This is a genomic window from Paraburkholderia sp. RL18-085-BIA-A (assembly GCF_046027075.1).
GTDB lineage: Bacteria > Pseudomonadota > Gammaproteobacteria > Burkholderiales > Burkholderiaceae > Paraburkholderia.
On sequence record NZ_JARESU010000176.1, the window covers coordinates 1 to 14176 of the forward strand.

The 14176-nt window shown below is 58.9% G+C and carries 12 protein-coding genes and 4 pseudogenes; 4 read left to right on the forward strand and 12 right to left on the reverse strand.

Translation table 11 applies throughout. From position 1 onward, the window contains the following. Positions 1-420 precede the first annotated feature (420 nt). Positions 421-696, forward strand: a complete 276-nt coding sequence (locus P0D89_RS46290) for a hypothetical protein (RefSeq protein ID WP_408368827.1) — start codon at positions 421-423, stop codon at positions 694-696. 171 nt (positions 697-867) lie between these two features. On the opposite strand, the pseudogene P0D89_RS46295 reads toward P0D89_RS46290, so the two are convergent. From P0D89_RS46295 to P0D89_RS46305, 3 pseudogenes are all read right to left on the reverse strand, one after another. Further along, positions 868-996 (reverse strand): annotated as a pseudogene (locus tag P0D89_RS46295) (LuxR C-terminal-related transcriptional regulator); the annotation flags it as partial. A 510-nt stretch (positions 997-1506) separates the two neighbouring features. Continuing rightward, positions 1507-1790, reverse strand: a pseudogene (gene tnpB / locus P0D89_RS46300) (IS66 family insertion sequence element accessory protein TnpB). 20 nt (positions 1791-1810) lie between these two features. After that, a pseudogene (locus tag P0D89_RS46305) lies at positions 1811-2539 on the reverse strand (potassium channel family protein); the annotation flags it as partial. 255 nt (positions 2540-2794) lie between these two features. Here P0D89_RS46305 and P0D89_RS46310 point away from each other — a divergent pair. Continuing rightward, a complete protein-coding gene (locus P0D89_RS46310) occupies positions 2795-3556 on the forward strand; it encodes a bestrophin-like domain (RefSeq protein WP_408368825.1) in 762 nt (253 codons plus the stop codon). 719 nt (positions 3557-4275) lie between these two features. On the opposite strand, the gene P0D89_RS46315 is transcribed toward P0D89_RS46310, so the two are convergent. From P0D89_RS46315 to P0D89_RS46335, 5 genes and pseudogenes are all read right to left on the reverse strand, one after another. Next, positions 4276-4863 carry a PqiC family protein gene (locus P0D89_RS46315; RefSeq protein WP_408368823.1) on the reverse strand — a complete coding sequence of 196 codons (588 nt, stop codon included), beginning with the start codon at positions 4861-4863 and terminating at the stop codon, positions 4276-4278. Next, the gene (locus P0D89_RS46320; protein WP_408368821.1) at positions 4863-6479 is read right to left on the reverse strand and encodes a PqiB family protein; all 1617 of its coding nucleotides are present in this window, start codon (positions 6477-6479) and stop codon (positions 4863-4865) included. Before P0D89_RS46320 ends, P0D89_RS46315 begins: the two co-directional genes overlap by 1 nt. Further along, positions 6460-6858, reverse strand: a pseudogene (locus P0D89_RS46325) (paraquat-inducible protein A); the annotation flags it as partial. The pseudogene P0D89_RS46325 and the gene P0D89_RS46320, both read right to left, overlap by 20 nt. Before the next feature lie 15 nt (positions 6859-6873). Beyond that, positions 6874-8088: an efflux RND transporter periplasmic adaptor subunit gene (locus tag P0D89_RS46330; RefSeq protein WP_408368819.1), complete on the reverse strand. Its 1215-nt coding sequence runs from the start codon at positions 8086-8088 to the stop codon at positions 6874-6876. Between the two features lie 169 nt (positions 8089-8257). Continuing rightward, positions 8258-8635, reverse strand: a complete 378-nt coding sequence (locus P0D89_RS46335) for a response regulator (protein ID WP_408368817.1) — start codon at positions 8633-8635, stop codon at positions 8258-8260. 508 nt (positions 8636-9143) lie between these two features. Here P0D89_RS46335 and P0D89_RS46340 point away from each other — a divergent pair. Both P0D89_RS46340 and P0D89_RS46345 read left to right on the forward strand, forming a co-directional pair. Next, on the forward strand, positions 9144-9350 hold the full coding sequence (locus tag P0D89_RS46340; RefSeq protein ID WP_408368815.1) for a hypothetical protein: 207 nt from the start codon (positions 9144-9146) through the stop codon (positions 9348-9350). A 174-nt stretch (positions 9351-9524) separates the two neighbouring features. Beyond that, on the forward strand, positions 9525-9731 hold the full coding sequence (locus P0D89_RS46345; protein WP_408368813.1) for a hypothetical protein: 207 nt from the start codon (positions 9525-9527) through the stop codon (positions 9729-9731). Positions 9732-9918: 187 nt separating this feature from the next. On the opposite strand, the gene P0D89_RS46350 is transcribed toward P0D89_RS46345, so the two are convergent. From P0D89_RS46350 to P0D89_RS46365, 4 genes are all read right to left on the reverse strand, one after another. Further along, positions 9919-10554 (reverse strand): response regulator transcription factor, encoded by a 636-nt coding sequence (locus P0D89_RS46350; RefSeq protein ID WP_408368811.1) that lies wholly within the window; start codon positions 10552-10554, stop codon positions 9919-9921. Between the two features lie 5 nt (positions 10555-10559). Beyond that, positions 10560-12125, reverse strand: a complete 1566-nt coding sequence (locus P0D89_RS46355; RefSeq protein ID WP_408368809.1) for a sensor histidine kinase — start codon at positions 12123-12125, stop codon at positions 10560-10562. A 598-nt stretch (positions 12126-12723) separates the two neighbouring features. Continuing rightward, positions 12724-13275, reverse strand: coding sequence for an IS630 family transposase (locus P0D89_RS46360; protein ID WP_408368807.1), 552 nt, complete (start codon positions 13273-13275; stop codon positions 12724-12726). Continuing rightward, a complete protein-coding gene (locus P0D89_RS46365; RefSeq protein WP_408368805.1) occupies positions 13272-13748 on the reverse strand; it encodes a helix-turn-helix domain-containing protein in 477 nt (158 codons plus the stop codon). The genes P0D89_RS46360 and P0D89_RS46365 overlap by 4 nt, the downstream gene beginning before the upstream one ends. Between the last annotated feature and the right edge of the window lie 428 nt (positions 13749-14176).

Consider the following 14176-nt stretch of genomic DNA (forward strand, 5'->3'; position numbering starts at 1 on the left):
TCGATAGACCGATGACTTCTTTTTCCGTAAACTTGCACATGGTGGATGGTTTGTTGTTTGCTGGTTTCCGACTTCGACAATCAGATTCTCAGCTGAAACGTCCACCGCCTTCAACCTCCCGCCTCAACTCCCCCGTACACCAGATCCGAGCATATCTCATGAGCCAGGCCGCCAGGGTGGCGCTCTCACGGTGATGTTTCTCAACCGCACATGCCAGCGCTGCACCCACGGGGAGGGAAAAGCCGCGAGACGCATTCGGATCCATAAGGGGCACGGGATCTTTGGAACACGGCCACCTGCGACGACACGTCAGAAGGCTACTGTCACGTTGCTGACGACAAGGTGAAATGCGGCGATAATTCTGTGGATGAAACGAGCCGGCATGCCACACAACGTACCCGGCATCGACCCATATTTCCTATGTCGGCTTCCGATTTCCGGCCGGCCTTTAGCGATGAAGCAGTTCAAATTGCATTGGCGTACTCCCTGGTTTGCACCGCCATGGCTTTCAGGACGGGTGCCTTGATCGCCTCCGGGAGAAAGCTCGCGCCGCTCTACATCGGCGGGAACTCGATGGCCGTCTGGGTGAGCTTCGCGATCTCCCGCCGGACAAACGGGATGCGCCAGAATTCATATACAAAGCAGTTGAAGTACGCAAACCATCCGTTATCTTCGCCCGTTCAACTGCCCGGCTGATAGGTAAACCGGTACTTGTAGTCTATGCGCGCTCCAGAGAGCGTACAGGCACAGTACCCAACCTGATGCGACGCTAGGTTAAGACTATGACATCTGGCGGCCGGCCGATATTGGACCTTGGTGCTATACCCTCACGAAAGCGTGCGTGCAATTCCAGACGTTGCCAGGACTTCAGCGCGCCGCGGACTGATCGGGTGAACGAGAGATGCTGGCCTTATCGATGATTCGCACCGGTTCGGCCAGCGAGTGCACTCCCATCTTTTCCATCACGCGGGCACGGTGGACTTTTATAGTCTTTTTCGAGGAACCTAGTACAAGATCCCGTAAATTGGTTTAATAATCGCCTGACTGAAAATAAGGCTGCAGGAGCGTGACGGCGACCAGTGCGATCTCTTCGTGCGGACCGGAGCCTCCCAGAGGTTCCCATCGCCCACTATGACTGCTGTTGATGGAAGCCGTTAAGAAGGGTGGAAAGTTTGCTGCCAAGGCTAAGAAATGCATTGCTCGCCGAGCCAAGGAAACTGGCAGTGTGCGATCTCATCGAGTTCTTGGTTTAATAGTGCAGCGCGAACTTAGTTAAGAGCGATCGCTTGACGGATTTCGGCCATGAACTCAAACTCAAGTGCTTGAACGGCCTCTCCCATTTCATGGATGTCTGCCTGAGACGGAAAAGTCTGAGAACATTAATGACGTTTACTTCTACGTGTTCAACGAGCTCAAACCCGCGCCCCTGGCAAAGGATTCCTTCGTTGCGCGCGAAGCGCACGATGTATGTTTCCTGACCGTCGCGAGGTCGATGCCCTGTAGAAGCTAGCGCAGTTGCTCGACGCTCAACGTGGCGATCTCCGCATCGTTCGACCAGGCGAAGCAGTCGTTGCCCTCCAGCCGCTTGAGAAACAGCCAGAAACCATTGCCGTCCCAGCAGAAAATTTTGATGCGGTCACGCCGGCGGTTGCAGAACACGTAGAGGCCTGTGCCATCGGATTGAGTGACATCACCTGTTCGACGAGAATCGACAGGCCGTTGATGCCCATCCGGAAGTCAACGGGTTCGCGATGCAGAAAGACCTTTACCCCTTCGTCGAACCGGAACATTCCGGCCTCCCGAGCATCTACACGATCGTCCTCACCGGTGTGATGCTGCGCACCGTCAGCGTGAGCAGCATCGCCGTGGCGTCATCGGCCACGCTGATGATCACCGCTTTCGCCACGCGCACCTGAGCCTGCTACAACAGGTCTTCTCTTGACGGATCGCCGAACAGGCCGGCCACGCCAAGCGAGGTCGCCGTCCCGAGGGCTGGCTGCTGCGGGTCGATCACGACAATCGCGTCAGGATCGACCCGCAGCAGCTCGCGTACCGCCACCGAGCCGCTCAACCCATAGCCGCACGCGACGACATGGTCGCGCAACTGCTTTTGCAGGCGTTTCATGCGGAATTCCTCGATGACGCGTTGAACGACAAACTTATATGCCGTGCCCACGAAAATAAACCAGATGCCGATCCGGATCGGCACGATAAAGAACGCATCAATCAGACGAGCGCGAGCCGTGGCCGGCACAATGTCGCCGTAGCCTACCGTTGCCACCATGATCATCGTGAAGTACATCAAATCAATGATGCCGGGCACATCACGGTGGGCATCTTTCAGACCATCGCGATCAAGATAAAGCACGGCGAACGCGAGCGCGCACAGCCCGACCACCAGATAAACACGCCGCAGCAACACACGGTGCGGCGCGGCCGCCGGCCGGGTGAACAGCGTACGGGCACGCGGCGCCTGCCACGATGAACTGGCGCGGCGCGGCAGACGGAATCGGGACGGCTTGCGGCGCTCCTGAGACACGCGGCGCGTCCGGAAGTAAGGGACAGCCGATTCTACGGCGCCCGATCCACGTGTAGTGGGATTGCGAGAGCCGTTTGCCGGCAGAGAGCGGAGATGTTCACCGTCCAAACACAGGACCAAAGTTCACTATCCGCCACTCGTCACGTCGTGTAATCTGAATCGTGGGCGAACACGCTTAACCAAACGGTCCGGTAATCACCACGTCCGGAAAATCGGCAGTCCGTTCATCCACAACCAGCGAGGGAGGATTGAGCGGTGCACCATTTCGTTATCGCCTTTATCGTATTTTGCTGCGTGTTCGGCAGCGCGGTGCTTGGCTTGTGTCTGCGCGCCATCCTTCCGGAGCGCCATCTTTCCGAGGAATCCATCGGTGTCGTCAAGCTGACGACTGGTCTGATCGCCACGATGGCGGCTTTGGTGCTCGGCCTGCTGATCTCGTCGGCGAAAAACTCGCTGGACACGGTGAATGGCGAACTCGTGCACAACGCCGCCAACGTCGTTCAACTCGACCGTGTCCTGGCAAGATACGGGCCCGAGACCCAGGAGGTCCGAGGCCTGCTTAAGCTGATGTTCGGCACGTCGATCCAGATACTGTCTTCGGGCGACCCCGCGCAGTTGGCGAGGCTTGGCAGCCCGGAGACGACACTCAGGGTGGAGGCCTTTCAGCGCAAACTGGGTGAACTCTCGCCGGGCACCGCGGCGCAGCGTCAATTTCAGGCGAGCGCCCTGGAGATTTCGGATCAGGTTCTGGCTCTGAGACGGTTGACACTCCTGCAGAGTGTGGGCGCGCTCCCCACGCCGCTTCTCGTTACCCTGGTTGTGTGGCTCTCCATTATCTTCGCTGCATTTGGGATGTTCGGCTCGTTTAACTGGACCGTCCTTGCAGCGTTGTGTCTGGGCGCGCTATCTACTTCCGGGGCCATTTTTTTGATTCTGGAGATGAACACGCCACTCAATGGCGTGATCACCGTATCGGTCGAGCCTATGCGTGAAGCGCTCGCCATGCTCGGCAGGTAACGGCGTGGGTTAGCGGGAGGTAAAACTGCGCTTGTCCACGTTTCGGCGGCAACGCAGAGAGCGGTGAGTGACCTGGCTCGCGTGGGACCAGGGTCTCGCTGGACAGCACCGCTCCACCAACAGACAGGACGAATCCACTCGAAGCGTGCCGTCGTCATAAGAAACACCGCGTGCGAACCAAACCAGTGCGGTCACACGCGCCGGATACCGACAATCGTACAGGTCCCCAGGCCGAGCATTGGCGTGAGGCCCATCAAGGGATGGTTGTCATGAAAGCTCTCGTGATATTTGCATGTGCAGTGATTTGTTCAAACGCCTTCGCGGAATGCACAACCAACGCGCGGGGGTGACTGTTTGCAACAATGGACAAACTGCCGGCGGCTACAACCGCAATACGGGTAACGCCTGGAAATCGCAAAAGAATCAGGCTGGCGTGACGACGACGCAGACGAGCAAAGGAGTAGAAGCCAAGACGATTAACGGCAAGGGCGCGTACAGGGGCCCGAACGGCGAGAAGTGCTACAAGACGGCCGCGAGTCATGGGTGTAATTGATCTGGCGCAATGCGCCCCCTCTGCTGCATACGCGACGGACGTGGCAGCAGCAGGCAACTTCAGCGCAGTCAGGGTGAGTCGCGAGACGAAACGCTGACACCAGTGATCGATATCCTCGATAACGCACTTCTTCGGGTCATGGCCCGGCGCAGCTTCGTTTCCCTCATCACTTCGACAGACTTGCCTGGATCGCCGCGGCAATGTCATGGCTGACGACACCGAGCCCCGCGCTGTACGCCGCCACGAGCGCTTCGTAGCCGGGGCCCGCAACGGGCTCGCGCGCGACCGTATGTCCGTTCATTGGCGCCCTCCCCTTGGACGGGCTGACCGACCATATTGCCTCGACGGTGGCACCCTCGCCCGGCGCGCCATCGAAGCGCTGGAGTTCGATCTTGACACTGTACGGTGTACCGGCATCCGTGTCCTGCGGATAGACGGACACACGTGCGCCTGGCAGCAGAACCGCGAGATTGGCCGCTATCACGCGCGGAATCTGACTCTTCACCGAGTCCGCCCATCGCGCGAACTCGTCGAGCTTCACCTGATTGTCGCTGACGCGAACCACGAACTGCGGGCGGTCCACGAGCTCGGGCACCGTGACTGATGTGACCACCACGCTGACCGGGCGGACCGTGTGGGCATCTTCGTGCGTGGCGACCGCGCCCAACGTATAAAAGCTGGTGGTTGGCGACGTACTACAGCCGGCCAGTGCGGCGACCGTCAGCACCAATGCCCGGGACAGAAACGTGCGCATCACTTTTTATCCTCCTGCTTGCCGCGAATCAGCGCCTCAGGATGACGTTCGAGGTAGTCAGCCAACGTACGGAACGCTGCCGAGGTGCGTGCGAGTTCGCGCATCGTATCGGCGGTGCTCTGCGTGAGGGGCGAGTCGGGCTGCAGCGCTGTGTTTGCCGAATTCAGTGCGGCCTGTGCCGCTGCGAGTGTGCTGCGTGCCTGAGGCAGGACCTCGGCGTCCAACCGCTTGAGGAGCGCGTCAGCGTCCCGCAGCGTCTGTTTCGCGTTGTTGCCGATCCCTTCGAACGGAATCTTGTTGAGCTTGGCAACCAGCGCCGTCACCGAATCCTGCAGCGATTGCAGGCCGCCGGGCGTGGTCGGCAATTCAGGCGGACTGGCGTCCCAGTCAACCTTCGCTTTCGCTGCATTGGGGAAGAAATCGAGCGCGACATATAACTGCCCGGTCAGAAGGTTGCCGGTTTTCAGTTGCCCACGCAAGCCACGCGCGACCAGCCAGTCGGCGAGCTGGCGGCGATCTGTTGACACCCTCCCGCCCTTTGCGCCGTTCTCGAAGCGTGACGTGAAGCGCTCGGGATAATAGCGAATCTCGACCGGCATGCTGAACTGCTTTGTGACTGGATCGAAGCGCGTATTAATAGCCGCAACCTCACCGACTACGATCCCCCGGAAATCGACAGGCGCACCCACCGACAGCCCGCGAACCGACTCGGTAAAGTCGAACACATACGTATCGACGATGCGGTCATGGCGCTTCATGGCCTCGTCGCGAGTATGGAACAGCGAGAACTCCGTGCCCCCGGCAGCCTCGCTCTTTTCTTCATTCTCCTCTGGCGTCTGGAAGGCGAGTCCGCCGATCAGAATCGCGACGAGCGACTCGGTGTTGACCTTGACGCCATTGGTATCGAGCGCCACGTCAATGCCGCTGGCGTGCCAGAAGCGGGTATCGTCCTTGACATACTTGTCATAGGGCGCATTGACGAACACATGCATGGTCACCCCTTTGCCATTTGCATCCAGCTTGTACGACGCGATCTGTCCAACCTGCAGGCGCCTGAAAAAGATCGGAGAGCCCACATCGAGCGAGCCCATGTCCACACCCTTCAGGATGAATTCCCGCCCCGGCACACCTGTGCCGATAACAGGCGGCGTCTCGAGCCCGACAAAGTCAGTGCGCGACGTTTTCGCGGTGCCCACATCCACGCCAATGAAAGAACCGGATAGCAACGTGCCGATGCCCGACACGGTGCCGCCGGAAATGCGCGGGCGCACCACCCAGAAGCGCGTGTCGTCGACCAGCAGGCTCGATGCGTCCTTGGCGAGTTCCGCGCGCGCAATCACGCGGCGGTGGTCCGGCGACAGCACCACACTGGTGACGGTACCGATGTCGACGTTCTTGAACTTGATCTTGGTCTTGCCCGCTTCGAGACCTTCGCCGGTCGCAAAGCTGATCGTTATCGTTGGCCCCTTGTCGAGCACCGCCTTGACAGCAAGCCAGCCGCCGATCAGCACAGCGACGATCGGCACCAGCCAGACCAGTTGCATACGCCAGCGCTTGCGCGGCACCGCCACGGCATCGGGAATGTCGGGCGAACGGTTATCGGGCGGCCGGGACATGATTTTTCTCCGCCCGGTCCCAGATCAGGCGCGGGTCGAATGACAGTGCGGCAAACATGGTCAGAACGACGACCGCCCCGAATGCAATGGCGGCAGGGCCGGCCTGGATGGTCGCGAGCCCCTTGAACTGCACGAGCGCGACGAGAATGGTGATGACGTAAATGTCGAGCATCGACCAGCGCCCGACCAGTTCCACCACCCGGTAGATCCGCGCCGGTTGTTGTGGCGACCAGGCCGAGCGGATCTGCGTGGAGACAACAAGAAATATCAACGCGATGATCTTGAGCATCGGCACGGAAATGCTCGCGATAAACACGATGGCGGCAAGCGGCCATGAGCCGGAGTTCCAGAGATAGACCACACCGTTCAGAATCGTGTTCATATCGACCGTCGCTCACTCGATCGCGATCTGGCCAGACCGGCGGGCCAGATGCGGGGGCTGGTCGGGCGATGCGTTGGCGGCCGGAGCCGGCGTCGGGGCCGCCTCGGGCGCGCCCTTTATCTTGAGCGGCGTGTCGGCGACAACCCGGATTGCCGCATCCACCACGACGCGCTCGCCCGGTTTGAGTCCCTCGGCAATGAACCAGTCGTCCCCATGCCATTCGCCGGTTTCGACCACGCGTTGATGCGCCTTCGAGTCATTGTCGACCACCCACACGAAGTGGCTCTTCGCACCTTGCAGGACCGCGCGCTGTGGCACGAGAATCGCGTTTGGTCGCACAGCTCCGGAGACCACGGCGCGCACGAACTGTCCGGGGCGCAAGGTGCCTTTCGGATTGGCCAACGAGGCGCGTACGAGGAATGTCCCGGTCTGGTCGCTAAAGGCAGGGTTGGTAAAGTTGATGTGGCCTTGCGCGGGAAACACGGTGCCATCGGCCAGCACGACAGTGACGACACAGTCGCTATTGGCCGCCAGCCGCAGCGTCCCTCTCTCGGCTTCGGCGCGATACCTCAATAGTTCCTTTTCCGAAAGGCTGAAGTTCACCCACATCGGGTCGAGTTGGTAAATGTAGGTGAGCAGGCTCGATGAGCCAGCGGACACATAGCTGCCGTCCTGCTGCCTCGCGAAACTGGACAGACCTTCGAGCGGCGACTTGATGGTGGTATAGCTCAGGTTGAGTTCCGCGGCCCGCACCTGGCCCTCCGCGGAGATCACGGCGGCCTCGGCCTGTTTCTCATTGCCGGTCGCATCGTCGAGATCCTTCTGGCTCAACGCGTTCTGCTTCGCGAGCGGAATGACGCGCGCCAGATTGGCTTTCGTCACGTAAAGCCTTGCCTGCTGCTGGGCAAGCTGGCCCTGGGCCGTCTTGAGCGCCGCCTCGAATGGCTTGGGGTCCATCAGGAATAGTGTCTGCCCGGCATGCACCAGTTGCCCCTCGGTATACACGCGCTTGTCGAGGAAACCGTCTGCGCGTGCGCGAATCTCCACTTCGCGCGAACTTTGCGTCTGAGCGGTGAATTCGAACGAGACTGGCGTGTCGTGCGGTTGAACCGTCATGACCGTCACTTCGGTGACGGTCGCCGGAGGGGCGTTCGACGCCTTGTGACAGCCCGTGCAAAGCAGGAAGGCGGTTTCATATGGTCCGCAGGCTGGCGCGCAGAGTTTCATGATGACGCGTTCCATTCAAAAATAGTCGATGCCTGATCGCGTTACGTAACCGCCAGCGATGTACCTTACGCACGGTTCTCATTCGGCATGGTTAATTTTGGTAGCATCTCTAACGAATAACAATTAGCCTTTGGTCTCATACGCGAGGTCGCCGCAGCGCCCCCCTCGCCTACTCCATGCCCAGAGCGGAACGTACGGTCCTGAAAAAGATCTCGTCATTAAACGGCTTGCGCAGGTACGCCAGAGCCCCGGCAGATAGCGCCTGCTCGCGAATGCCGACGTCGTCATGTGCGGTGATAAAAATAATAGGCAAGCCACTGCCAGCCAGACGCCGCTGCACCTCCAGTCCGTTCAGCCCTGGCATCTGAACATCGAGAATCACGCACGCCGGGTGATACGAGCGGATTGACGACAAGGCTTCGAGAAATGCTTCTCCGCTCGCGAACGACTCCGCCGCGACCCCGATCGAGCGCAATAGCCGTTTGATCGCCCGGTTCACGGACTCATCGTCATCGACGACGACGACAAATGGTTGGGCTTTTCCCATTATGAATAGTCCAGTGGCGTCAACATGCGAGCGTGTGCATGCCCCAAGCACATAGACTACGGGACATATTCAGATAGCGGTATTGGACCTTGGTCCTATCCGCCAAAGCCAAAGCGGGCTGTATCGTCGCCGTGAGCCATGTCCACGTTTCAGCGACGATGTGTCCTGGTGACTGCATCATTGCAGCAAGCTCCAGATCACCCAGGTTCGATAAAGCGTTTCGGAACCGGTGCATGCTGTAGCCTCTCCTGGGCCAAAGTCCCCTATCAGCGGCGCGCCGATAACCATAGACTTGAATATCAGGAAGCCGGTCGGTGGCTGCCGTCGCGCGATGAAAGCGATCGCTCTTTGATTTGCATTCCTTTTCTTTCTTCGCGCTGCGATCGATCAGTATTCGGGAATGCAGACGGTTCCCCGTGGACTCACGCACCGCGTGCAACCACAACGAAACGCGCGCTACGCCCGCCCCCACTTCCGATCGAGCTTCAGCGTTTCAAAGGAAAAGTCCATGACGAACGGAAAATTTCTGGTTATCGCTGCCCTCGTGGCCATGGCGCCCGCAGCATGGGCGCAGCAGGACACCAGCGTGCAAGTGATGAAAGCGCCGGGCGCAGCAAACCATCAAGGGAACCACGAAGGTGACCGCCACCGTACAGGACATCGATGCTCCGACGAGGACCGTATTGCTAAAGACGCCACACGGCAAGCTCGTTGAAGTGGAAGTCGGCGACGAGGCAACTTTGACCAGCTCAAGGTCGGCGACGTCGTCACGCCCGTCTACCGGGAATCGCTTACCCTGAACCTCAAGAAAAATGGTGTCTACGCTCCTTCGGTCGAAGAGAATCCGTCGATGCAGCGCAGGCCTGTTGGCGACAAACCCGGAGGCACCTTGGGCCAGGAAGTGAAGATCGTGGCTGACGTCGTCGCGGTCAACTCCAGAAACAGGACCGTCACGTTGAAAGGCCCCAAGGGCAACACGTTAGACCTGAAAGAGGAGGACCCCGCACAGTTCGCAAACATCAAAAAGGGTGATCAGGTGGATGCCGTGTATACCGAAGCCCTCGCCATTTCCGTCGAGCCGGCTGCCAGGAAGTAGATCTCTCGCGGGTCGCCTCCACGTGCGGCGGCCGGCCGGAAGGTGAGTGGCGCAAAGTCAGAACGGAGCGAGGCGGGCACTCGCCTGTCTACGATGTCCCGCGCAATTACGTCGATTAAAGAGGCGACTTTCTGACGTTCACGCAGCATTGCCCACATACGCCTGAGAACCACGCGGCGAGGCGTATCTACCGGGACAGCCGGTGGTCGGTGGAGGAAAGTGTGTCCATCCGGTCAATGATGTGCACCAGCTGGGCGAGCGACGTCACTTCCATCTTTGTCATGACACGCGCGCGATGCGCCTTGATCGTCTGCACGACCGTACCTAGTTCGCGTGCGATCTGCTTGTTCAGGTACCCGGTCGTGACCCACTCCAGAACTTCCCGCTCGCGCGGGGTGAGCCGGTCGAAACGGCCACACAGGGCATCCAGTTCGCAGCGACTCACGTAAAGCTCTCGGGCCCGCCCGAGTGCCATTTCGACCGCACTCAGCAACTCCGTGTCGCGCACCGGTTTCTCCAGAAAATCAGATGCGCCGGCTTTCATGGCGTTGACCGTGATCGCGATATCGCCATGCCCCGTGATGAAGATGATCGGCAGAGCATCGCCTAGCTCATGTTGCAACTGAAGACCGTTGATATCGGGCAATTGAATGTCCAGTACCAGACACGATGGACATGCGGGCGCGTCTGCGCCGGCCAGGAATTCGCGTGCCGAGGCGAATGCCTCAACGCGATGACCCGCGGACCGGATCAATCGCGCAAGGGCGGTACGGACGGAATCGTCGTCGTCAACGACAAACACCACGGGCTCGGGATATTCCATGGCTCTTACCGCGACTCCTTGTGCTCCACCACGTTCCCTGTCGGCAACGTGACGTAGAACGTCGCGCCTCGATCAAGATTGTTCTCGACCCATAGCTGCCCACCGTGAAGTTCCACGATCGAGCGGCTGATTGACAATCCGAGCCCGAGGCCGTGGGGTTTGGATGTATAGAACGGCGTAAAAACCGAGTCCAGCTCGCCTACGGCGAGTCCGTGGCCGCAATCGCGCACCGCGATGCGGACCATGCCGCCGCTCTGCTGGGTTAGCGTAACCGAGACCACGCGCCCGGAGGGCGATACGTCGCTCATCGCGTCGAATGCATTGAGAATAAGATTGAGCGTGACCTGTTGCAACTGCACCTTGTCGGCGTAGATAGTAGGGTGGTCCGCGGCTATATCAACGATCACCTGGGTTTGGCGGAAGATTGCATCGCTATGCAGCAGAAGAACGACGTCGTGGATGACGCTGGCCAGATCGAGCAATACGAACTCCGGGTCGCCCTTCTTGACTACTGCGCGAACGCGCCGGATGATCTCGCTCGCACGATAGTCATCCTGGACGACATCGTTCAGGATCTCGCGCACCTCCGCCACGTCGACCGGCTCTGCTGCCATAAAGCGCAGCGCCGCCTGCACGTTGCTGAGGATCGCAGTCAGTGGTTGATTCAACTCGTGCGCCAGCGAACCAGCGAGTTCACCTATGGTAGAGACACGGGTAACGTGTGCGAGGTCCTGCTGGTTCCGCAGCAGCGCGTAGTAATCCGTCCTGTCTTCAATGAACGCAAGGATCGCCCTCTCATCTTTAAAGGCTGTCCGTAGAAAACGGATTTCGGCCGGAAAGGTTGATAGATCCTTGCGTCTGGCATTGAGGTTGGGTACCGACTTGGCAGGTAGCGCCGCTAACATCGTCAGAAAACCTTCCTGATAAGCTGACCTGCCGTCGATCCAGAATTCAGGGACGAGTCTGGACACCGGCTCCCCGATCAGTTCGCCGCGAGCGTAGCCAAAAGCCTTTTCCGTCCGCTCGTTTGCGAACAGAATTTCGCCTCGCTCGTCCAGCACGAGAATGCCGAGCGGTAACAATTCCCAAAGCTCCGGAAAGCAGCTCTCGCCTAACCCCCGCAAGTGCATTGTTCCAGCCTCGACCCACTGCTGCGGCTTGCCGTCGTGGTGGGTGCGAGACCCCCGACGCCTCATCCCGGCCCAACGAATGCCCCTAGTCATAGCCGCGCGGAACCTTCCCGTCAGCCGTTGCCTCGCGAGCTGTTCACGAGGAGGCAGCGTTTTCTCCGCAGTCGGCACATGATCAGGGCCACACTCGACAGCTCTGGTGTCGGATATCTCGGGCGGTTTTGATAGCGCGAAAGTATCGACGACCTTTTTCCCTGGCAACAAGGGAAACCGCCGCTCCTCGACATGGGGCATCAAAGCCGCCTTCATCCGGCGAAGCCACTCTTCCTGGCCGGCCGTGCCACTGGACTGAACAAGCCGGTTCCGGCGCGTTCGGGCGCCCAGCAGCCACACGATGAAAGCGGCCTGTGCAAGAACAACCGGCGGCAAGATGATGCTCACGACAAGGGTTTCCCCTAAAGTGTGCCCACATGGCAAAAAAACCAAGGACATGATCCGAACCGGCCCCGCCTTATCAATACGTACAGGCATCATGTTGTGAGCGGTTACGTGCGAAACGTTTGCGTCAACCCGACGTGGAAAATCGTTCCCTTGCATGAGGATCAAAGGTCACGTGACAGTTCGAATGCTGAACGATCTAAAGAACGCCGTTATGGACCGACGCTACTGCCCGAACAATCCACTTCGGGATGCTCGCCGTCCCACAACACTGGCTGAACAAGAGACAGATGAAGATAAATTGCACCACCTTTCGTTGGACAGTTTGAACGGGCAGCCGACAATATACAAGTGCAGCAGGCCGCAACTGCAACAGATAACCTGCACATTCATGGAATCGATGCCATGCATTATTAACGACCGATGCAATAACAGTTAGCGACGAAACTAGTTTTCACCCGTCACGCTCTTCCATTCTATGCACGTTCATCGACAAAACAATCGGTTTTGCCCAAATGCCGTTCCGCGCTACGCTCGCTTATCTCCCTTGCGATGTGGCAAACTGATATGTAATACCTTCATCAATAGCCGTTTTAAGTGTTCAGGCAAAACGGATTTCAAATTTCGAGCCATAGCTGCCGAGCAGCTTCGCGATCTCTGTATCGATGGTTTCCTTCGTCCAGGTGACGAAGCGCCGCCAGTGATACTTGGCGTGTTTCCAGACGATTTCGATCAGGTTCAGCTCGGGACTGTACGGCGGCAGATAGAAGAGCACCATACGATGGTCGAGAAACCAGCGGTCGATGGTTTCCTGATCGATGTTGTGATGAATCGAGGCGTTATCGAGCACCACCACAGTCATCAAACCGGGCTTGCCTTCCTGCGCGATCTGATCAAGAAACTGGATGATGTCGGGGCGTTTGATGGTTGCCTTGCGGGCTTCATGCCTGAGCAGGTTCGCACCGAAATCAAATGCACCGAGGATCGAGCGTCTGCAATGCGGCTGAGGAACAACTCGGTGTGGCTCACCAATGGGCGACCAGCCACGTTGCACCGGCGGCGAAGCGGAGAACCCCGACTGGTCGAAGTAGATCAGGCGGCACGCCCCATCGCGAGCGGCTTGCTGCAACTTTGAGAGCGTGTCTGCTTTCACGGCGAACTCCTGTTCGTCGCGTTTTTTTTGAGCGAGTAGCGACCACGCTTGTAGGAAAACCCCGCGCGCCTGAGCGCCACCGACAGCGTTTCTAGGCGGCATAGCAAAGGCTGGCCATGCACCTCCTCAATGCGCAGCGCAATCTGCCTGACTGTCATCGATTCGGCGCGGGCCGATTCGACGGCAGTGGCGACCAGGGCATCAGACAATGCGCGGGGCCGCCCGCCCTTATGTCCGGTCAGCAAACCACACAGGCCCCTGTCGTTCCAGGAATGCGCCCAGTTGTACACCGACTTGTCGCTCACATCGAGTTCGAGCGCGATCTCATGAACCCGCCGACCGCGGCCGAGCTCCAGCAGACCCAGCCCACGGGTTCGAAAGTCCTCATGTGGATGTTTGAGCGACAGCTGTTGCAAGGTCTTCTTCTCCGGCTCGGTCAGTTCAACGGCACATTTCATCGGCAGGCAGGTCATCAGAATCGCATTGCCTGTCAGACCCCATACTTTGAAATTCGTTTACTCGTCGTACTTAGCTTGCGAGGCAGCCTCAGCAAGAGGCATCTTGCGAATCCGTCGCATCTGGGAAAAGAAGTGCAGCATATCAGCTGAGAACAGCACTCATGCGACAGAATCACGAACATCGGCCAACGCCCTCGATAGTACTGTCGCTCGGGAAATGGTCGGAGGTCGCCGTTCCAGCTTATTCAGCAATCCCGGAATCGCGCACGCGCCTCAAATCTGCTCGGCGTTACGCGCCCACGATTATTCGCTACGCTAATTGGCGGTTTAATACTAGAAAAGGTTTTGTCGCAGTAAGGTGGGATGGACGAGCAAACTCGATTGCTATGCATTGCTTATGAAACGAGCGAGTAGAACTGCTGCACGGCGGACAGTCGGACTTT